Annotated in this window: 14 protein-coding genes and 1 tRNA gene; 9 read left to right on the top strand and 6 right to left on the bottom strand. The window is 31.0% G+C overall.

The window, feature by feature from the left end:
• Positions 1-1711: 1711 nt before the first annotated feature.
• Together dapA and bamE are read right to left on the bottom strand one after the other, a co-directional pair.
• Entirely contained in the window at positions 1712-2590 is an 879-nt protein-coding gene (dapA, locus tag HACICURV3402_RS00270; protein ID WP_157992388.1) for a 4-hydroxy-tetrahydrodipicolinate synthase, read from the bottom strand.
• A 776-nt stretch (positions 2591-3366) separates the two neighbouring features.
• Positions 3367-3723: an outer membrane protein assembly factor BamE gene (gene bamE / locus HACICURV3402_RS00265; protein ID WP_157992387.1), complete on the bottom strand. Its 357-nt coding sequence runs from the start codon at positions 3721-3723 to the stop codon at positions 3367-3369.
• A 301-nt stretch (positions 3724-4024) separates the two neighbouring features.
• Here bamE and tusA point away from each other — a divergent pair, with 301 nt between their 5' ends.
• The 4 genes from tusA to cysE all read left to right on the top strand — a co-directional run bounded on the left by tusA (position 4025) and on the right by cysE (position 7507).
• Positions 4025-4273 (top strand): sulfurtransferase TusA, encoded by a 249-nt coding sequence (gene tusA, locus HACICURV3402_RS00260; RefSeq protein WP_157992386.1) that lies wholly within the window; start codon positions 4025-4027, stop codon positions 4271-4273.
• A gap of 871 nt (positions 4274-5144) precedes the next feature.
• Positions 5145-5591 (top strand): protein-export chaperone SecB, encoded by a 447-nt coding sequence (gene secB / locus HACICURV3402_RS00255; RefSeq protein WP_157992385.1) that lies wholly within the window; start codon positions 5145-5147, stop codon positions 5589-5591.
• Between the two features lie 13 nt (positions 5592-5604).
• Positions 5605-6624 (top strand): NAD(P)H-dependent glycerol-3-phosphate dehydrogenase, encoded by a 1020-nt coding sequence (gpsA, locus tag HACICURV3402_RS00250; RefSeq protein WP_157992384.1) that lies wholly within the window; start codon positions 5605-5607, stop codon positions 6622-6624.
• Between the two features lie 61 nt (positions 6625-6685).
• Positions 6686-7507, top strand: a complete 822-nt coding sequence (cysE, locus tag HACICURV3402_RS00245) for a serine O-acetyltransferase (protein WP_157992383.1) — start codon at positions 6686-6688, stop codon at positions 7505-7507.
• An 889-nt stretch (positions 7508-8396) separates the two neighbouring features.
• Here the strand turns inward: cysE and pfkA are convergent.
• The 3 genes from pfkA to HACICURV3402_RS03385 form a co-directional block, all read right to left on the bottom strand.
• Complete coding sequence (pfkA, locus tag HACICURV3402_RS00240; protein WP_157992382.1) at positions 8397-9359, bottom strand: 6-phosphofructokinase; 963 nt, start codon at positions 9357-9359, stop codon at positions 8397-8399.
• A 324-nt stretch (positions 9360-9683) separates the two neighbouring features.
• Positions 9684-10586: a CDF family cation-efflux transporter FieF gene (gene fieF, locus HACICURV3402_RS00235; RefSeq protein ID WP_157992876.1), complete on the bottom strand. Its 903-nt coding sequence runs from the start codon at positions 10584-10586 to the stop codon at positions 9684-9686.
• 3425 nt (positions 10587-14011) lie between these two features.
• Complete coding sequence (locus tag HACICURV3402_RS03385; RefSeq protein ID WP_269472375.1) at positions 14012-14134, bottom strand: hypothetical protein; 123 nt, start codon at positions 14132-14134, stop codon at positions 14012-14014.
• Between the two features lie 258 nt (positions 14135-14392).
• On the opposite strand from HACICURV3402_RS03385, the gene HACICURV3402_RS00230 reads away from it, so the two are divergent.
• The 3 genes from HACICURV3402_RS00230 to dut all read left to right on the top strand — a co-directional run bounded on the left by HACICURV3402_RS00230 (position 14393) and on the right by dut (position 18230).
• A tRNA-Leu gene (locus HACICURV3402_RS00230) sits at positions 14393-14477 on the top strand.
• Between the two features lie 163 nt (positions 14478-14640).
• A complete protein-coding gene (locus tag HACICURV3402_RS00225; protein WP_157992381.1) occupies positions 14641-17496 on the top strand; it encodes a valine--tRNA ligase in 2856 nt (951 codons plus the stop codon).
• Positions 17497-17774: 278 nt separating this feature from the next.
• Positions 17775-18230: a dUTP diphosphatase gene (gene dut / locus HACICURV3402_RS00220; protein WP_232037527.1), complete on the top strand. Its 456-nt coding sequence runs from the start codon at positions 17775-17777 to the stop codon at positions 18228-18230.
• A 371-nt stretch (positions 18231-18601) separates the two neighbouring features.
• Here dut and HACICURV3402_RS00215 read toward each other — a convergent pair whose 3' ends face one another.
• On the bottom strand, positions 18602-20323 hold the full coding sequence (locus HACICURV3402_RS00215) for a potassium/proton antiporter (protein ID WP_157992379.1): 1722 nt from the start codon (positions 20321-20323) through the stop codon (positions 18602-18604).
• Positions 20324-21349: 1026 nt separating this feature from the next.
• On the opposite strand from HACICURV3402_RS00215, the gene HACICURV3402_RS00210 reads away from it, so the two are divergent.
• Together HACICURV3402_RS00210 and HACICURV3402_RS00205 are read left to right on the top strand one after the other, a co-directional pair.
• Entirely contained in the window at positions 21350-22366 is a 1017-nt protein-coding gene (locus tag HACICURV3402_RS00210; RefSeq protein ID WP_157992378.1) for an AI-2E family transporter, read from the top strand.
• Positions 22367-22653: 287 nt separating this feature from the next.
• Positions 22654-23655, top strand: coding sequence for a zinc-binding alcohol dehydrogenase family protein (locus HACICURV3402_RS00205; RefSeq protein WP_157992377.1), 1002 nt, complete (start codon positions 22654-22656; stop codon positions 23653-23655).
• Positions 23656-23926 lie beyond the last annotated feature (271 nt).

Raw genomic sequence — 23926 nt, 5'->3', positions numbered from 1 at the left:
TATTAAGATAATCAATCACTTTACTCTGCCCTTATCTTAAAAACATGAGAACCCAAAAACTGGATAACTTTATATAATAAAGCATAGAAACTCAGGTCTTTGGTAAAACCTATCCCTGCAATATAAAAAAATCAACATTCTGTTTCTCAACGCAAGAAGGTAAAAATACAATTTTGAAAAAATAAAATAAGAGGATTACTGAACATCAAATTATAATCCTAAATGATTAAATAAAAAATTATTTTACTATCAGTTAAATAACACGATCTTAATTTCACTAACAGATTCTGCTAAAAAAATAATTTACTTCATTTACTAATGTACTAATGTATACTACCCACCATAAATTCTCTACACGTTATACATACATTTTACATATATAATATGTATAGATTACCATGAAACAATCCACCCATCATCTATTTCTTAAATAAATAAACATTCATGAATATCATTGATCTATTCTATTCTGCCGTCTTTTGCTATTCATATTATTCTAATATCATCTATATAAGAATATATTCTAATTTTAACTATAAATGTCCTTTTTATCAAAAAGTAATAAAATCTTTAAATAAATACAATACAAAATATTTCTACTTGTTAAAAATAAGTAATACTTTTTCAAATGATAACTATCCTATTCTAAGAGGCCTCTGTTTCATCCTGGAATCAGAAACCCCCTCATACGTAAAATTCTCAATCACGCTTATCATTAAGCCACAACATTAGGATTAAAAAATCCTAAAGATAAATTCTTCTTCCACTAAAATAAATCAATTTTTCACAAACCATGAATTACTGTTGATAACTAGACTAAATATTTAAATTATATGTTAATAGTGTGATTATCAGTATCTTCATTATGAAGACAATCTTGTATATCAAATTTTTAAACAAGTCTGGTAACAATACGGTCATATTCTATTATAATATGTATGCAAAAAAAATACATCATAGAAGTATTATACTGCTACAGATCAGATCAATGTAATATAATTACAAAAAATTTCAATCCAATAAATCAAAAAACTAAACAAACTATTCATATAAATATTTATTTACAAATCTTGTCCAACTAAAATATCAACCAAAACCGCATCTCACACAAAAAATTAACACATATGGTAAGCTAGCATTATTATATTCCTAAAAACTGAAACTAACGATACTCGTAACCCACTTACTTTCTTGTCCATACCCTTGAATACCAACATAATGATCAACACAGTCCTTTTATTTTTCATTGTGTAAAAAAAGAAAAATGAGATTTAATCTCAAAAAAAATCGTTAAATACGTGCTATAAATAGAGCCAAAATAAAAATTTTAAAAATTATTATATTTAGGAATAAAAAACAGGTTTTTGAAAAATTAAGTTTTATTACTAAATAAAATTATGTGATTTAATAATCATTAAAATGCTAATTTGTGAACAATCGATTATCGCTTTGTACTTCCTCGTATAGTTTGATTGCTAATCCAACAACAATAGAAATAGCAATATCAAGATCATAATTCTATCTAGCTAATACTAGCTTTATCAACAAGTACCTATAAAAAAAAGATCACTTTTGTAAGTTTAATTACAAATATATCAATATATTGTAAATTTTTATTGAAAAAAACAAATAAAAATTATATAAACATCAACCACTTATTACTAATAAGCATTCACTTTTATCCTCTGTAATAATATATATAAACTTCAATTTAAAGAAGACCAGCTGTCTGAAGTGCTCTCTCAAGCACCATACAACTTGATTGCGTTAGAGGCGTCATTGGAAGTCGTAACATGTCAGTTTCTATTAACCCCAATCGTTTTGCAGCCCACTTAACTGGGATAGGATTGGGTTCAATAAATAATTTTTTATAAAGACAAGATAAGCGCTCATTTAAGGATCGCGCTTGTAAAAATTTATTTTTCTTTGCTAAATCACACAAATTAAACATCTCAGAAGCTGCAATATTAGAAGTAACAGAAACCACACCATGTCCACCTAACTGCATAAAATCTAGCGCACTAGAATCATGACCACTTAGTAAAATAAAATCAGATTTAATGAGAGATTTTAATTGACTTACTCTTGATAAATCGCCAGTAGCTTCTTTAATTCCGACGATATTTTTAATTTGAGCCAATTTTTGAATAGTAACCGGTAGTAGATCGGTTCCAGTGCGAGAAGGAATGTTGTATAAAATTTGCGGTAAATTAGTACTAGTAGCAATTTCTCTAAAATGATGGTACAGACCTTCTTGCGTTGGACAATTATAGTACGGAGTTATAGTCAGACAACCAGATAGACCAGTGTTTTCAAGGTTTTGAGTTAAAATAACGCCTTTAGAGGTTGAACAAGATCCAGTTCCAGCAATCACTGGAATGCGATTATCTGCTAGCTCTAAAGTCAGAAGAATGACGTTGTGACGCTCTTTATCAGTTAAAGTAGCCGATTCCCCTGTCGTACCAGAAATAACTATAGCTGATGTACCACTTTTAATATGATAATCAATTAATCTTTTTAAACTAATAGGGCAAATCTTACCGCGTCTATCCATAGGTGTAATTAATGCAACTATACTGCCTCTAAACATCACAGACAACTCCTAGATCAAAATCAAAAACTATAATTTTTTATATAAAAAATCACAATCATAAGCACATCTATTCATTCCACTAATCTTAGTGTGTAATTGATACATAATTCATTTATAAAAATATTTCTTTCTAGTATATGACTCAATAATATACCCCTTTGTTTATTCTTTAAAATATTTAAACAATAAACAATAAATTTTACTCAATCATAAAAGATATGTTCCTGAAGCTAAACGCTAATGCTATAAAATGTAGATTTAAAATCTAATCATAATTCAATACTATAAATTATTGATTTAACATGTTTTCTCAAGTTCAAATAAGAACCATATATCAAACATATATTAATATGAGAATTATAGAAAAACACTATATTATACCTTTTCTAATACAAAATATTTATAATATAGCCCCTATCTCTTCTTGTCACTCTCGTGTCATAAAATAAATGAGCTTCGATTATTCAAACTTAAGTAAATTTTAAAATATCTTCTGACTACAATTTATAATATCATTTTTTTTAGTAAAAACCCCTCATTACATCTCATTACCGTTTTCTTGTCTCTAACGCGAGAAAGAAATAAGATAATAATCTTCATAATTATGAATTAAAAAATAAGGATAAAAGTCAAATATTTTTATAAAATCTATATAAAATCTCTAGTAACCTAGAACACCTAAAATCATATAAAATAAAAAAATAATATTACATAAATTTTAAAAAAATCTGATATGGTAAAAAATCAATAAAGTCAGATTAAAATATAAAATATTATTTGCCACTGTCTCCTTTAATCAATCTAAATTCCTTACTCTCCATATACATCAAAATATCATTTTTATTAAAAGTCAACTTGAGAACTTGTTGATTCATAGTCTGATATCTCGATTCCCTTATACAAAGATAATGCCAAATGTTACTTTGGGATGAATCATGAATCATCGGCCTCCCTAATAAATACGAAATCTGCTGTTTAGTCATACCAATACGAATTTTTTCAATACTTGCAGTTGTTAGGCAGTCTCCTTGATTTAGATTGTTCCGATATAGCACTTGATCTATAGTAGAGCAGCTGGAGCTAATTATTAAAATTAATATTGAAGCAATCCAAGATGTATAACGTAGCATAAATTTTTTATTCCTTGTAATCTAGACATTCTACTTCCTCATTACTATAAATCCCGGGATTCATAGTTTTTAGTCTAATTGTCAGTGTACATATAAATTCATAATCACATAAACTTAAATATATACTTGCACGATATAATTTTAATATAAACATGAATTCACTATTTTCTTTATAATCGATATTTGAATATAAAATGAGATCGAAATTCAAAATATATCGATAATTCCACATTTAAATTTAATCAAGCAATTTTCGATAAACAATACAATCTATTCTTGTAAGAATCTAAAGAAAAAAACCATGTATAACTTTTATGACTCTATTCAAAAAACTATTGATACTCAAGGATTTCGCTGTCCAGAGCCAATCATGATGATTCGCCAAGCTATTCGGAATATAGAAGACGGTAAAATTCTATTCATTCTGTCTGACGATCCATCAACAACCCGAGATATACCTAATTTTTGTCACTTTATGGGACATATTCTTATATTTAAGAAAACTACAGACTTACCATATCAATATCTCATAAAAAAGGGATTAGCATAAAATAATAACTTATCTGTAAAAGAAATAAAATCTCATGCATGTGTGTCAAAGCCATAACAATACATTAATAATCTTTGTCGTTCTTTTAAAGCAAAGAAAATTAAGATTTTTATTTCTATGCAATATTACGCAGATTCCTATTTAAACAAGAAATTATATATATATCAAAAGTAGGAAAAATGGATCTCAAAGAGATTAAAATTAAATATATTTATATTAATATACATTACATTTAAAAACTATAAAAAATAAACAAATCATTTTTAATGATATAAATATCAAATTATAAATATTCCAAATATAATTAATTTTCTCTATCAAAATAAAAATAGACCAAAAAGAGATTGTACATCACAATTAATCAATCCAAACTAAATGTAAAACAATAGCATTCCTTCCAGTTCCAGTAAGAACAAACTATTCTAAATACACTATATAAAATATCCATAATATTAAATTATTACATAGTTAATTCAATATGAGCATTTAAACATTACAAAAGGCTAACAGAGTTTTAAATCTGAATTTCAAGTAATATAATACTGTCTCTCTTGCAAGTAATTACTGAAAATCACTAATAACTAAAACAGCATAGATCTTAGATCATCATGTATTAAAATAACACACCTTTCTACTACTAGTTGAATAATAACACAATAAGAATGAAGAAACAGGCAGTAACTAGATAAAATGTACTATATGATATCTATCACAATGTACTATTATAAAGTGAGTTCTTTTATGACTAAAAATATCATTAATTTATTCTAATAAAAACCAAACTAAAAAAACTACACACATACAAGCTATAACGTAGTATGCACTACGTTATAGTTTCATAACGAAGTATTAACTATTAGAGTTATATGTTATGTTAGAAAAAAACACTTCTGAAATATCTTTTCAAATTCAACGCATTTATACTAAAGATGTCTCCTTTGAAGCGCCTCATACACCACAAATATTCCAACAAAGTTGGGAACCCGAAGTTAAAATGAATATTGAAACGAACTCAAGTCAATTGTCTGATAAAACATATGAGGTCTTACTACGAATAACCGTAAATGCAACTATTGGTAGCAACACTGCATTCCTGTGTGAAGTACAACAAGCAGGAATTTTTTTTATAGAGAACATTGAAGATCATCACATGGCATACACCCTCTCTGTATCTTGCCAAAATATTATACATCCCTATGCAAGTGAATGTATTGCAAACTTGATATTACGTGGAACATTGCCCCCTCTGAATCTTGGGCCAATAAACTTTGAGAAACTATTCATAGAATCTCTTCATAACCCAAACCACACTAAATAACCTGAGGAAGATGATGCACAACTCTAATGCTGTTATGGGCATTATCGGCTCTGGTTGTTACGGCACCGCATTAGCGATTACCTTGGCTCGTAACGGCTATAAAGTGCTATTATGGGGACGTAATCAATCTCATCAAGATCGTTTACAAATCAACCGTTTTCATCATAACATACTTCCTAATATACCTTTTCCACCCAGTTTAATCATTGAAAAAGATCTTAAAAAAACGATAGTATCTAGCCGAGATCTTCTCTTAGTAGTGCCAAGCTATGTTTTTGGCGAAGTCTTACGATGTATAAGGCCCCATCTTCGTTCTGATTCTCGCTTGGCATGGGCTACCAAAGGATTAGAAAAAGGAACTGGAAGACTTCTACAAGACGTAGCACATGAGATACTTGGTGATAAAATCCCTTTAGCTGTAATATCAGGACCAACTTTTGCTAAAGAAATGGCAGAAGGTATGCCAACCGCAATTACCTTAGCCGCAACAGATAATTCTTTTGCTTCAGAGCTTCAACAAATTTTGCATTGCGGCGCAAACTTGCGAGTATATACAAATACTGATTTAATCGGTGTACAACTAGGTGGTGCAATCAAAAATATTATTGCTATTGGAGCTGGCATCTCTGATGGCATTGGCTTTGGTTCTAACACCCGAACCGCTCTTATAACTCGTGGATTAGCAGAAATGAGTCGCATGGGTACCGCTCTAAATGCTAATCCTTCTACCTTTACGGGAATGGCTGGACTAGGTGATTTGGTTCTTACATGCACAGATAATCAGTCACGTAACCGACGATTTGGAACCATGTTAGGCACGGGTAAAAGCGTGGAATACGCTATGAAATCAATAGGTCAACTTATTGAAGGATGGCATACCACAAAAGAAGTAAAAACGCTGGCTTTGCGCCACAACGTTGAGATGCCTATTACAGAACAAATTTATCAAGTTCTATATTATGGTAAAAATGTCAAAGAAGCTGCATATTGTTTACTAAACAGACAAAGAAAAAATGAATATCATAGTAAATAAAATACAATTAAATACACGATTCATAAACAATACAATAATTTTATGTAAGGAGAACATAGTAATGACATGCATAAAACCTGATAGCATTTGGCGTCACATCAGAATAGAGGCGCGCAAACTAGCTGAATGTGAGCCAATGTTAATCAGCTTTTATCACGCCATGATTTTAAGACATAACCATCTTGAAAATGCCTTGAGCTATATTCTTACTAATAAAATCTCAAACGCTTCTATCCCAGAAGTCTCCATACAAGAAATAATTCAAAATGCTTACGCAGAAGATCCAACAATGATCACTTCTGCTGCATACGATATCTATGCAGTGCGGAATCGTGATCCAACTGTCGACAAATATTCTACACCAATACTGTATTTAAAGGGATTTCATGCTTTACAAATCTATCGTGTTACCCACTGGTTATGGAGAAAAAATCGCAAATCTCTTGCTATCTATCTGCAAAATGCTAGTTCAGTCACATTTTCTGTCGATATTCATCCTGCAGCAAAAATTGGACGGGGGATAATGCTAGATCACGCCACCGGTACTGTGATAGGCGAAACAGCAGTAATTGAAGATAATGTCTCAATTCTCCAATCTGTTACGCTTGGCGGAACTGGTAAAACAAGCGGTAATCGTCACCCAAAAATCCGTGAAGGAGTTATGATTGGAGCTGGCGCTAAAATTCTTGGTAATATCGAAGTAGGATCTGGAGCTAAAATAGGAGCCGGATCCGTAGTCTTACAACCAGTCCCTCCTCATACGACAGTTGCGGGTGTTCCAGCAAGCATTGTTAAAAAATCAAATAAAAACATGCCATTAATGGAGATAGATCAGCGCTTTAGTGGAAAAATATCAGGCTTTGAATATGGCGATGGAATTTAAGAAATGTATATTCTAAAATTTAGATCGTGTGAGTATACAATTCTATTTTATACCCTTCACTATTATCTAATCTTCTTTAAGTAAATAAATAAAATACTTAGTACTAATAAAAAATTTGTTAAAATTATCATAGAACCCTCTCAACCCCTCTCCTTCTTGAGAGGGAATAACACAATGACCAAAGACGAGCTATGGAATGTGTATTCTAATTATTCTAATTAACTCTCTATTCATAATTAAAGATTTCTATCATAGTTTTTCTTGTTCTATAAATGAATATAATCTAATTTTCCTATACAGGAAAAACCGATTAACTCAAGAGACATTGAATCGTTGATTTCTTATAAACCACAACACATCTTATAAACTTATAACATATATGCAAAGGATCTAGCTAAGATAATATAAGTCTAACATTAATCTTTCCATCTCATATCCATTTCCCTTAACTCATGCATAATCCTGTTATGACTCCATGAACAGTGATTAGTCTAATCTTTTTTAGATCCATGGCTAATTGCATCAAAATACCTTATTTATTAAATATAATATAATACAAATTGTAACTTAGAAAATATTAGTATCTTTAAAAGAAAGTATATTTACTACCTGTCTTATATCTATAAAACCATATCTGCAATCAAAATTACTTTCCATCTTGAGAAACTTCTAAAAAATCTCTTACTGTTAAGACAGGCTACATTCTGTGAATATAAATGAAATTCTAAAATTCTGTTATTAATTAGAAAAATAAATATCCAAGACACGCTAGTTATTGTAAATATCGCCCCCTTTCTTAAAAATAATGCACATATCTAACTAAGAAAATCTCATGGAGTGCTATCCAAACCACCTCGCTCAATACAGAAGATCATTAGTACGATTAATTTTAATATAATTTTTTAGCAGTCTCCAACCAATCACGCTTAAACGGACGCTTCATATTTTCAATAGCATCAATTATATTATGATGTACCATCTTCTCATTTTGAATACCTACACAACACCCACCAAAACCTTCTAATAACAACTCAGTTGCATATACACCCATTCTTGACGCAAGTATACGATCATAAGCTACTGGAGCTCCACCTCTCTGAATGTGCCCCAAAACGGTCACACGTGTATCGCGTTTAGTTTCTTGTGCAATATATCCTGCTAGTATATTTATATCACAGAGATGTTCAGTAATTGCTACAATCGCATGCTTTTTACCTTTAGCAATTCCAGCTTGTATTTCATGTACAAGATCTTCACGAGTATTCAGTGTTTCTGGTAAGACAATGAACTCACAGCCACCTGCAATTGCAGCGGCTAAGGTAAGATCGCCGCAGTGGCGTCCCATTACCTCAACAATTGAAATTCTCTGATGCGAAGAAGATGTATCACGTAAACGATCCATAGCCTCTACCACCGTTTCCAACGCAGTGAAATAACCAATAGTGTAATCTGTTCCAGCTACGTCGTTATCAATAGTTCCTGGTAAAGTAATACAAGGAAACCCCATTTCAGTTAACGACTTAGCACCAATATACGATCCATCACCACCAATCACCACTAGAGCATCAATACCACGTTGTTTCATATTCTCAATAGCAACACTACGAACTTCCTTGGAGCAAAATTCTGGAAAACGAGCAGAACCTAAAAATGTACCACCACGGTTAATCATATCTGATACACTATAGCGATCAAGAATCACCATCCTATCTTGATATAATCCTAGATACCCATCATAAATCCCAAAAATGTCAAGACCTGCACTTAAGGCAGTGCGAACCACACCGCGAATAGCGGCATTCATTCCTGGGGCATCTCCACCACTAGTTAAGATACCGATCTTATTAATCATGAAAACCTCATAGAATATTAATCAAACTCATAAAAAATCAACAATCAAGACAATATTTACATAGAAGCTAAATATAAAAGTAATAAAAAAACTAATAAATTAATAAAAAGTAATTAATCACACTCAATAATACTTACCGATTACTCAGTGTAATCTTTTTATTATATTTAATTTCCTGCATCACTGAAGATATCCAGTCCATTGCTACGGTAATAGCCATACTCAATTTTTTTCTTAAGAACCACTCGTTTTCCCAGACAAATCTATTAACATAGAGTAACTTATTATCCTAATTCTTAGGATAATTTTATTACACACAATCTTTTATTTCCCAAATGTACCTTGACGCTCCTTATCCACCACAGAACGAGGATCCTGATGAATAAGAACATCGGAACTTGGAAAAATATCAAGTAACGCCTTTTCAATCTGATTAACTATTTTATGAGCTTCACATAACGATAGTTGGTCATCCATTTCTAAATGGAGTTGAATAAACCGCGTAGGGCCCGCCTGACGAGTACGAATATCATGTGCTCCACGTATACCTGGCCACGCTGAAATCATATCAATAATAAGCTGGTGCTCTCTAGGAGGTAAGGATCGATCAAGTAAAACTTGTATAGCCTCATAAGCCATACGCAAAGAAGAATATAAAATCCATGTTCCAACATATAGCGCACAAAACGCATCTGCTCGGTAAAATCCATACCAGCTGAAAGTTATTGCTAGCAAAATCACAACATTCATTACTATATCCGACTGATAATGCAGCATATCTGCGCGAATAGCTTGACTATGAGTCTGTCGTATAACCCAACGCTGAAAAATAACTAACGCTAGTGTAGAAAACAATGCTATTAAAGTAACAAGAACCCCTACTAACGGCGCTTTTAGTTCTTGAGGTGATGCAAGATTACGTAACCCAGCAAGAAAAAGAAAAAGAGCAGAACCACAGATAAATATACTTTGAACAAGAACTGCAAGAGATTCAGCCTTGCCATGACCAAAAGTATGTTTAGCGTCAGGAGGCTGCACGGCGTACCGTATAATCAGAAGGTTAGTCATTGAAGCAATGATATCAACTAACGAGTCGACTAGAGCTGCTAACATGCACACAGATCCAGTATACCACCAGGCATAAAGTTTAATAAACAACAATAGACAAGCAAGAACCATACCCGCTATAGCTGCTGAAAAAACCTGCCGTACATATTTGGCGCTCATAACAGCTACCATCCAGTTAAACCTGTATTATGGTATAATACAACAGTCTGCATACCGATATGTATCTTATCAAAGAACAAAACGTTTAACTTTATTAAAAAATATTTTAAATATAATTATATTATAATATAATCCATATAAGTATTAGAGGAGTTTTATTCAATAAAAAACTCACATATGCAATCATCCCTATAAACCCTATAAAATACCTGGATTATTTAATTTAATCCGTTAATTTTCTAATTATTTATTTAAATAAAACTTAATATATTATTAATATAATGCATTTAAAAAAATAAAAAATACAAATTCTTTAATATGTTTTATACCTAAATATAAATAACATAATACAACTATCTAACACATTATGATTATCAAACTAATATAGATATAATTCTTGCCTTCATTTTTAAATATATATGGAGATTCACGTCAATTCAAGACTAACATTTTTAAACCAATATGAATTACAACAAAATTATTTAATAGAGAATAATCTAAATTAAAATATAAATACATATTTTACCACAACCTATCCTTCTAATAATTATATTAGATCTAAAAATAACTCTTCCAGATCCTGCCTAATCTAATACAACTATAATATCTAAATAAAATATTAGGTTTTAATTTAAGATACATAAAATACCAAGAAAGATTTTATTAGTATACATCATACAATACAAATAGCTCTATCTTAGAATGACCAGTAAACTACCATGAAAAATAGATTCTGCTATTAGATTATACATATACCTTATACATAATTAATTATAACTTCTATTTTGAAAATATATTTCATATTTATAAGAATAAATATAATTCTTCTATATAAAGATGTCTTTACAACAACTCAGATCTATATTATATATATACTACTTATTATATAGATACTACTATAGTATATATTTACTATTAATAGTCTAAATAAGCATGTCCTCTATCACTAGACTGCGTCTTTCTATAAAAGAATATACTTGCCTCACAACTCTTTCTATTTATAAAAATCTATAACTACTATAAAATAAATCAAAATATAACCATACTAAACACTAGTCATTTTGTTCTAGCGAAAAAAATAAATTATCTCTACATCAAAATAAACAAATAAAAAAAGTATATAATTCATAAAAATATATCATTTAGTGTATATACTAAATACTATAGTTAGAAAAAATAATATAAAACTAACTAAAATGCTAAACCTACTCTGACATTCTTAAAAAATTTAATGCAAATATCCTCAATAACCGTTTTATTATATAAAAATAACAAGCACTATAAAATATTATTTTTTCTAAAAAACACATTACTACTATTTAATCATGTAATCACTCTCAAATATGATTGTTTGTGCTGTATAATCTGATAAAATTAATAATCTAATGAAATTACAAATAACCTATGAAGTCATTATATGCAATATTAATATCCTAAACAATAGAAATATCGATCAATAGATATTAAAATATATAATTAAAAAGCAAATTCATATAATCAATGACCTAAATATTCCATAATTCTCATTATAATGCTCATATATAGAGTTCCGTATCTAATATTTTCTTATAATTATATACCGGGCTCATTAGGAAAAAACAATTTTTTTCATTTTCAACTAACTTCACCTTGGATAGCTATGGAAGAAGATTCCATCATAGAGTCAGAATGAATTGATATACCTAACTAGTCTGATTAAAATAATTAAAAAATATCCTATATAAATTGAATACACCAAAATCAATGATATCAATACTCTCAATTGTATAGTCTACATTTAACCAAAAAACGCATATAAATACTCTCTAGAACATTCCTACTTCATATGAATAAAGTGATTAGTTACACCCCTTTGTCCTTACAATCCAAGAGTTCTAATGCTATACAGACATAGAAAATATAATTAAATATCATTATTGATCTAAAAAAAATTAAAACAATCAATAATTTAGTTAAAAATTAAAAAAACCCATTATAGATGACTTAAGTAATATCTTAAATATATTATTTTAATACATACACTTAGAGCTTAGGCCTGTCTATATGTAGATAAATAATTTTATATGCGATTAACAATAAACCTGAGAATTAAATAGTGACCCAAATTAAATTAATGTTTCTTACCACCGGTCTGTTAACCAAGTAAGCTACTAAAGTATATAAAAAAAATATTGTGCATAACCATAATAAAAAATTTTTTCCAAAATTATACAATATATGTTCAAACTATTTCCAAATATAAAAGCTAAATCAGAATAATCATATTTTAAAAAAAACTAACTGCATCTAAATATAGATAACATCGCTACTAATATCGCTGTCATTGATTAAGACATTTGATAAGATAAGAATAAATAGAATAGAATTTAAATTCTATTATTAGTTAACAAGTTAATTTTAAAAAAATCACTGTGGATTATATATTTAAACCAGATTGTACATTGAAGACTAAAAAATAAAAATAATCTACCATACTCTCTTTTTTCTTTTTCAATCAAACTTGTCCTTATTTTCCAACATTATCCCATAGAATAATTAGAGCTTCTACCATTATTTAGTTACTTCACCCAAAAATGAATTTAAATGTTCATCTATTCAAAACCTTAATTAACAAAATTCTTATATCTATCACATACTAATAATATATGAAATCTCCTTATCTTTTTGAATAGAGTTATCATTCTTAATATAATTAAGACCACTCGTTTATTAATATCTAAGATATTAAATATTTTTAATTTAATCGATATTTTGGCTCAATTCTTGTAGAAAGATCCGGCACAGATTATCATGCATTATGGATCATAATATACATATCATGCCTTTCTAAGTAGCCCAGAACATTTTGTGCATAACATTTATTACAATAATAACCTTCGTGTTCTAGAAAATAAAAACAATCATTAAGATACTGATAAAAACAAAAATAATTTTGAATATAATCTAAAAAAATAATTAAATATATTTAAAAATAATCTCTTCGTAAATTTAGCAAACAATCTAATATGGACTTTAATCAAAATAAAAATAAAAAAACATCTAGAATTAATAAACGCTATAACCAACACTATTCCACAATTCACCTCATTAGTTATCCTACTTAAATGTTACAATAAATAAGCCAACAAAAATAGATTGGATGACCATTTCTGTAAAACTATATTACAATTTTCGCTTCAATAACTTAATTTAATAAAACAAATAAAATACAATTAAATAGACGTACTCAGTTATCTTTAATAAAAAGACTTCTCAATCATCACTGATGATATCTACACAAATTCACTGATGCTTACTATTTTATTCTTAATCTACGCTTGCATCATATAATAACTCTAAAAACTACCTCTATATTTATTTATCAATTACAGATCAGTAAGTAACACTCTATAATATGCACTGGTCTTCTGTTACCACCGTCTTCCTTAATGAAGAGTTAGTAGAACCTCAATTAACACATATCCGTACAGTAAAACTCCAATCGCTCTATCTTTTTTAATTGAACATATAGAAAAAAACATACTAAGTAATTTGTTTGAGTCAACCAAAGCGCTATACCCCCACAAACCTTACCCATAAGAAATGATAACTAAAATATTTCATCTTAATATTTTTTAATTAAACAATATCATGATAACGACAACCACATGCTATATAATTTTAACTGATACAAAAAAAATAGAATTTTTCTAAATAACAATGTAAATATATGTCAGTTAACAACTCATAAAATATTACTTTTAAAGAAAGTTGCATCTATAATAAATCAATTATATTATAGAATAATTTCTTGAATTACCCTTTATGCCGAAGTGGCGAAATTGGCAGACGCAGTTGATTCAAAATCAACCGCCGAAAGGCATGCCGGTTCAAGTCCGGCCTTCGGCACCATCACATCTTCTCATCAAGAAGTACGAAAAAATCGAGTACGAGTAATACACCACAATATTAATCATTAATCATACTGAAGCTAAATCAGTGCTGCTCATATTCTTGATTATAAATTACTATTTTCCTAATCTAAATAAATTACACACTTTCGTAAAAAAAGAAAATGGATAAAACATATAACCCAAAAGATATTGAACAACCTATATATGAATTTTGGGAAAAACAAGGTTATTTCAAACCACATGGCGATATTACGCAAGAAAACTTCTGCATTATCATGCCACCACCAAATATTACTGGCGTGTTGCATATGGGACATGCTTTCCAACAAACAATTATGGATATAATGATTCGATACCAACGAATGCAAGGGAAAAACACCCTCTGGCAAACAGGCACCGATCATGCAGGTATCGCTACACAAATAATCGTAGGAAAAATGATTTCAGAAGAGGAAGGAAAAAACTTTCAAGAGTATGGACGTGATTCCTTTGTTAAAAAAATCTGGGAGTGGAAAAAACAAGCTAGTTTTTCCATATCCCAACAAATGCGTCGGTTAGGTAACTCCGTAGATTGGGAACGCGAACGGTTTACTATGGATGAAGGATCATCAGCTGCTGTCAAAGAAGTCTTCGTTCGCTTATATAAAGATAAGTTGATTTATCGACGTAAACGCTTAGTTAATTGGGATACAAAATTACAAACTGCTATTTCTGATTTAGAGGTAGAAAATATAGAAAAAAAAGGCTTTATATGGCATATCCGATATATGCTCTCGGATGGAATGCAAACTAATTATGGTCAAAAATACATAACTATTACTACCACACGACCAGAAACAATATTAGGCGACACTGCAGTGGCTGTCAATCCTTCCGATCAACGCTATCAAGACTTGATTGGCAAATCCCTTATTGTACCAATTGTTAACCGTCGAATTCCCATCATTGCCGACATGCATGCAGATCAAAAAAAAGGCACTGGTTGTGTAAAAATTACCCCGGGCCATGATTTCAACGACTACAACGTCGGATCTCGTCATAAATTGCCAATGCTTAATATCTTAACATTAGATGGAAAAATTCGAGACCACGCTCAGGTTTTTGATGCAGAAGGTAAAAAATCTAATATTTACGATCCAACAATTCCATTGGAATTTCGTGGACTAGCGTGCAAGTTAGCTCGTCAAGAAATTCTTAAGTCTCTAGATATCCTTGGATTAATAGATGAGATTCAACCACATTATCTTACAATTCCGTATAGCGAACGAAGCGGTGTAGTAATTGAACCTATTCTTACCGAACAGTGGTATGTGCATACAGAACCATTAGCCAAAATAGCAGTAGAAGCTGTAAAAAATGGAAAGATCAGATTTGTTCCTAAACAATATGAAAATATGTATTTCGCTTGGATGAACAATATTGAGGACTGGTGTATTTCGCGCCAATTATGGTGGGGACACAGAATCCCAGCATGGTACGATCAGCATGGCAATTACTATGTCGCCCGAAGCGAACAGGAAGCGCGAATAGAAAATAATCTCAGCTTAGAAATCGACCTCACTCAAGAAGAAGACGTATTAGATACTTGGTTTTCCTCAAGCCTGTGGACCTTTGCCAGCTTAGGATGGCCTCTTCCCACTAAAGCCCTTCAAACCTTCCACCCAACCAGCATACTAGTAAGTGGATTCGATATTATATTTTTCTGGATTGCTAGAATGATCATGCTCACCATGTATTGTGTTAAAAACTCTAGAGGAATCCCAGAAATACCATTTAAAACCATTTATATTACCGGACTAATACGTGATGAAAATGGAAAAAAAATGTCTAAATCTAAAGGAAATGTTATTGATCCACTAGAAATGATTGATGGCATTTCTTTAAGCGCAATGATAAAAAAACGTACAGAAAAAATATATAAACCCAAAATAATAGACAAGATTCGCACGATAACTCAAAAGCAATTTCCACATGGTATTAAACCATATGGCGCTGATGCATTACGATTTACATTAGCAGCCTTAACGTCTACTGGCCGTGATATTCACTGGGATATGAAGCGCTTAGAAGGTTACCGACACTTCTGTAATAAATTATGGAATGGAAGTCGATTTGTCTTAATGAATACTGAAGACAAGGATTGTGGCTTTAATAATAGCGACATAATATTATCGAATCCAGACCTTTGGATTCTTGATAAATTTAATCACACGGTAAAAGCCTATCACCACGCAATGGAAAACTATCGTTTTGATTTAGTCGCTAATATATTACATACATTCACATGGCACCAGTTTTGTAACTGGTATTTAGAATTTACTAAAATCATACTCAGTCATGGCTCTGAAACCCAGTTGCGAGGGACTCGACATACACTAGTGTATATATTGGAATCCCTGCTTCGCTTAGCGCACCCAATTATTCCATTTATAACTGAAAGCATATGGCAACGCATTAAAATCATACGTAACATTAGCGATACAACGCTAATGTTACAACCCATACCCAAGTTCTCTACGAGATTGATAGACGAGGTAGCTATAAAAGATATTGAATGGGTAAAAGAAGCTATTATCGCAACACGAGATCTTCGTAAAATAGTCAATCTTTCTCCAAATCAATCATTAAATCTGCTTATTCGAAGCCAAAATAAAGACGTTTTACGTCGTATAAATCAAAATCTCCCACTACTAAAAAGCCTATCACGTCTCGATAAACTTACCCTTCTAAAAGAAGGTCAAGACACATCTAAAACCTGCAGTAAACTTATCAATGATGCTGAGCTACTCATATTCAATCACCATATTACAGATTACTCTATTGAAATCGATAACCTAAAAAAAGACATTACCAAACTCGAGATAACTATAAAAAAAATAAATTCTAAATTAAAAAATCAAGGATTTATAGCTCATGCTCCATCTTTGATTATATCACAAGAACAAAAGCGATTACGAGAGTTGGAAATAGAAAAAGACCGACTAATTAACAAACAAATTATGATTTTATCATTATAAAATAAACTATATAGTTTATTTTATAATGTAATTTTGTCTTCGTATGAGACAGCGTCATTAAAATGAAACCTGATATAGACAGAACGCCTGTATGTAGTAAAAACGCATCAATATTCATTCATATAAATTACAAAAAAGAGCGTATCCACAAAAATTAATAATTAAATAAAACTATAAATTGAATCATGTAATAGGTTATTCTACAGTCATACAATTCGATAATCATGGAAAAGTATGTTTTATCACCTCCCGCTTCATAGAAAGGGTTACGAACTAAGATCATGGAAAAAATAGATATTAAAATTGTAAATTCACAGATAAATAAAAAGCTTTCTCTTCCATCTTACGCTACTAATGGTTCAGCTGGTCTTGACTTAATGGCATGCATTGAACATTCAATGATACTACAAGCTGATAGTACCACTTTAATACCAACAGGTATAGCACTGAATATTTCAAATCCTAAGCTAGCAGCTATAATATTACCAAGATCTGGACTTGGCCATGCTCATGGCATTGTTCTAGGTAATTTAGTAGGGTTAATTGACTCTGATTACCACGGAGAACTAATGGTTTCACTATGGAATCGAGGAACTAATCCTTTTACAATTCAACCCGGCGATCGTATTGCTCAAATTGTCTTTCTTCCTATCGTACAAGTAGAATTTAATCTAGTTAAGCATTTCCCAAAAAGTGATCGAGGAACAGGAAATTTTGGCCACTCCGGTCGCTAAAAGTCATATTACAAAAAATTAACATCTATTAATTAGCCTCTTTAGCATTAAATTACTAGTCAATATTGAATACCCATCAACTTATTCTGTATCAACCATACTTTATTCAAAGTCATCTTCCTCTAGAAGATATAACAGAAGAAACTTTTTTTATATAACATCTAGATAACAGTATGAAACACATACAATGCTTATTATACTTAAAATAATGACAAAACCTTTCACAAAAAATGCTATAGAACATCAAATATTCAGAACAATTGATGCATCTAATATACTTTTATTTTTTTAATATCTTAAAATAAAATACATATATCAATATTTAATATGTAGAAAAATCTTAATCAGACTTTAACAGATCATAAAATGAATTATTCTACCTGAACCCGAACACCAATCTTAAGGATTTCATTATCTGATTTCTCTGCAACTGTCCAAATCATATCTTTCCACTCAATCTGATCCCCAACAACAGGAACGGCACCAATAACACCAGAAAACATCTCACCAAGTGTTTGCTCGCTATCTGTGTCATAATCTAGTGCAATGCCATAAATTTTTGCAACATCCTGCAGTCTAGCATTTGCTTCTAAAATAAAGTCACCAAAAAATCTCTGATCTAATGAAATAGGAGGCGATTGACTAAATAACTTACCCAAAGCTGCAAGATCACGCTCACGACCAATTACACATAGTACATCATTTTCTTTAAGACATGTACTACCAGAAGGATGAAGCAAGCGATTATTACGAAAAAGTGCTGCAATTCGAGTATCATAAGGCATGCATAAATTACGTAAAGCAACACCGATACACCAATTATCCGCACTCAGTTGATATATTATCTGTTCCCATAAACTTTCAGGATGAATATCTAACCCAATTCTAGAGATAGGAGATGCTAAAGGTGGTACAATCACCCGCGCTCTACGCGCAGCCCAACTTAAAGACGTACCCTGAACCATTAGTGAAACTAAAACAACAAAAAAAGCAATATTAAAAAATAATGCCGCCTTAGGTAATCCAGCCATCATGGGAAAAACTGCAAGGATAATTGGCAATGCACCCCTTAAACCAACCCAGCTAATAAACATTCGTTCGCGAATAGTAAAACCACGAAAAGGTAATAAACACAAAATAATTGAAAGAGGTCGAGCAAACAAAATAAGACAAAGAGATAAAAGTGTAGCAGGTATAGCTATATGCCAAAGATCACGAGGATTAACTAACAAACCTAATACAAGAAACATGCCAATTTGACTTAACCAAGCCATACCATCAAAAACCTGAAGTATACCATGGCGATTACGAATCGGACAATTCCCAAGAATAAACCCGCACAAATACACTGCAAGAATACCACTACCCTCTAAAGTTGTCGTAAGAGAAAAAACAAAAATTCCAGCACTTACTGCTAAGAGAGGATAAAGACCACTGGCCAAAGAGACTCGATTAATAATCTGAACTAAAGCCCATCCCCCGCCCAATCCCAAAAGAATACCTAATCCAAATTGCTGAATAAGGTGCAATACAAACATCCAACTCAATTCGGTTTGCCCATTCTGCAACATCTCAATAAGAGTTATGGTTAAAAAAACAGCCATAGGATCATTACTTCCTGATTCGATCTCTAGAGTGGCACTAACTCTTTCATTCAGACCTTTTCCGCCTAAAAGTGAAAACACTGCCGCAGCATCTGTAGAACCAATAATAGCTCCAACTAAAAAACCATTTAACAAATTAAGACCAAAAAGCCATGAAGCAGCTATACCAGTTACCCCTGCAGTAATCAATACACCAATGGTTGCCAATGAAAGAGCTGGGCCCAAAGCTACGCGAAAAGAACTGGCCCGTGTTCGCATTCCCCCATCTAACAAAATAACAGCTAAAGCCAAATTACTAATAAGATAAGCTGCCGGATAATTATCAAATGCAATACCTCCAATACCATCTGTTCCGGCCAGCATACCAATAAAAAGAAAAATAACAAGAATAGGAATACCAAGTTTTGACGATAATGAACTTAGTAAAATACTTGCAGCTACTAAGACTGAACCTATAATAAAAAGACTATAAATTGCTCTGGATTCCAATAGATACCTCTCCAGTTAAAAACGAATAGTTATTTAATATTTTATATATTGTTAAAATTATAAATTTTCCTATATCTTACATTCAGAACTAAAAAAATAATAAGCGAAAAAAAGAAAAATAAACCAACTGTATCACTCAAGTTATTAGATTATCATTCCACTAAAAACCCAGAACCTAAAGTCTTTCTAGGAAAGAAAAAGGAAAATCTTCATATTATATAAAATAAAATCTAATAATTTCTATAATAATAACTAATGGTTAATCTTTACTGATATAAGAATCAAAAGACTTATCTTTTTAATAAAAGATCTACATTCACATATTTTTATTCAGTCTTTTAATACATCACTCGACACAAGCATTTAAAAATTATCAATAATACACGTGATTCATAATGATATAATACGTCTTTTAATGAAATTTAAAACATAGAGCTTTTACAAAACTATCCAGTTATCTCCGTCTTTGTCTGCAAAAAATGACAAAATAAATAAAAAAATAATGACAAAACGCAATAAATATATGTAGGTATCTGCATAATAACTAACCCTCTCTTTCTGACTCGATTACAAGAACTTATTGAGCTATCAACTCTTATTATATTTTTAGTCTTCTCCATATAAAAGATGCTTAGTTCTAAACTGTATTCTATGGTTGAAACCTAACTAGAAAAATAATTGTACTTATATAGACATCTCGTAACTTCTTTAAACAAGCTACGTTCTCTTTCAGCTAAAATAAGACTCCTTTAAAATATTATTATGAATCTATATAAAATGTCATGTAAAATAGATCAAAAAAGACATTTAGTATAAATAATCATATAAAAAGAAATATGATATTTAAACCTCTTTTATTATATAATCATACTAAGCTCAGCCCTCTCTGAATACTGATTGTTACATGTATTCTTGACAATAAAACGCCATGCCATCTATTAATCTTATTAATATTACTTACAAAATAATACACCAGACATTCTACTTATTATACACTCGGCATTGCTCTTTTAGGCAGGATTAGTAATGGAAATAAAATGCTCAGATCATGTTAGAATTTGTCAAATCACTAGCTTTCTTCTAGTATTTAGCGCACTATTTTCTATCTTTCCATTACATTTACTACCCTGTTTTTTATCTGGTTTTATTGTATATGAAACAATTCTAGCTCTAACTCCTATAATTGAACGATTAGTTAAAGGACCGATTGCTCGATGGATCAGCATTATGTTTCTAAGTATGTTCGTTATATTGACATTAGTTGCAGGGATTACTAAACTCATTACCTTTCTATTGCATGACTTCCAAAACCTTGCTTCCTTTCATCTTACTGCTAACAAACTTTTAGAAGATGCCAAACATACAGTATCCCCTATCATAGCCCGTTATCTACCTTTAGATATTAATGACTTACAAGAACAGGTTGCAGAATGGTTGCGAAAAAATCTCGTTACACAAACTTTTGGCACAAATACAGTACACATCTTTGCTACTATGTTAATAGGAATGGTGCTAGGAGCAATCATTTCCCTTCGTAATGACAGCATTCAACGACCCAATGCGCCATTAAGCTCTGCAATACTGAATAGGTTACGCATTTTAAGCAAAGCGTTTCATAATGTAATCTTCGCACAAATTAAAGTCTCATTAGTTAATACCGTATTAACAGGGATCTTTCTTTTTGCTGTACTTCCTATGTTTTTACTACATTTCCCATTTTCTAAAACTATTGTAGTATTAACTTTTTTCTCTGGATTGTTACCAATAATTGGAAATTTAATCTCTAATACTGCAATTGTGCTAATCGGACTTTCTATCTCCCTAGAAGCTGGAAGCATTGCCCTAACGTACCTCATACTTATTCATAAATTAGAATACTTTATTAATGCACAAATTTTTAGCAGTCGTATTAATGCTGAAACTTGGGAAATTCTATTGGCTATGCTCATTCTCGAATCGACTTTTGGAGTATCTGGTGTCATCGCGGCTCCAATTTATTATGCTTACCTTAAGGCCGAATTACGTAATAGTCGTTTAATATAAAATATCCATATATGACTATGCCATTTATATCACCCAATAGAACTGATGTATTCTGATCTTGATTATAAACTATAAACAATTTTCTAAAAAAATTTTATAGAAGATTGATGTCAATATCAAAGTTAAGTGCTATACATATGATATACTAACGTGCTTAATAAGCTAAATACACTGACTAAATAGAAAATTATTTAAATTTTAAAATATTTTGACATAAGAAATGAGTATCGTAATAATATTAAAATGTAAAAGTTACCCTTATGTCTAAATATATTTAAGTCAAGCCAATGAAATACAAAGCCATTTCTATTAATCCAAAGAATCCAAATCAGTTTATTGAGATACAACAACCTACACTGTATCCTAATCCATATGATCTTGTAGTAGAAGTTAAAGCTATCTCCGTAAATCCAATTGATCTTAAAATCCGACAAGAACATCAAAAGACAAGTCTACAATATCCACGCATACTTGGTTGGGATGCAAGCGGTGTTGTTTTAACTATCGGAGATCAAGTAGAGAATTTTAAACCAGGTGATCATGTATTCTACGCTGGTGAGCTAAACCGTTCTGGAAGCAACACCACGTCTCAATTAGTAGATTCACGAATCACCGGCTACAAACCAAAAACACTCAGCTGGGGAGAAGCAGCCGTAATTCCCTTAACCGCCTTAACAGCATGGGAAGGTTTATTTGATCGCCTACACATTAATGATAGTGATCAAAATAAAACATTACTTATTATTGGTGGAGCGGGTGGAGTAGGCTCTCTAGCTATTCCATTGGCCAAACTCTACAGCAAAGTAAAAGTAATCGCCACTTCTTCACGCGAAGAATCTCTGAAGTGGTGTCTCAATCGCGGAGCTGACTTAGTTATTAACTATAAAAACATGCCGGTAGAACTAAAAATCCATGGACTAAAGTATATAGATTACATTTTTTGCTTAAACGATATCGATAGCCACTGGCCTGCAATTAGTGAGATTATTTCTCCTCAAGGTCAAATTTGTACTATCGTATCCAATAATCACCCTCTAGATCTAACGGTGCTTAAAATAAAAAGCGCAGCATTACATTTTGAATTTATCTACACTCGAAGTCTTTTTACTACTTCAGATCTTTCTTCTCAAGGAGATATTCTTAATATGATCTCAAAAAATTTAGACGAAAAACAACTAACCTCTTCACTACATACAACTCTATATGGATTAAATATAGACAATATCTTACATGCACACAAATTAATACAAAACGGTCATGTGTGCGGAAAAATAGGTATCGTATATTAAACTACAAACTTCTACTGCAAATTACAATATCAGTCTAAGGGAAATAATATTTTCAAGAAAAACTATAATTATTTTAAAAATCCACTTAAGTTAAGATAAACAATTTTTTACATTGATTAAAAATAAACTACTGCTTTGAAAAATGAGCACTTTCGATATAAATCTTTGAAATAAATCGAGTTTGGATTTATTAATAACTATACTTTTACTTCTATCTCTTAGAGGTAAATCAATTTTTGTGATCATTCAAGTATAGCTACAGATCTTTAAA

Origin of the sequence: Candidatus Erwinia haradaeae, from assembly GCF_900698925.1 — a bacterium.
GTDB lineage: Bacteria > Pseudomonadota > Gammaproteobacteria > Enterobacterales > Enterobacteriaceae > Erwinia_E > Erwinia_E haradaeae_I.
The sequence above is the reverse complement of the archived record's forward strand: the minus strand, read 5'-3'. Positions and strand labels throughout refer to the sequence as shown.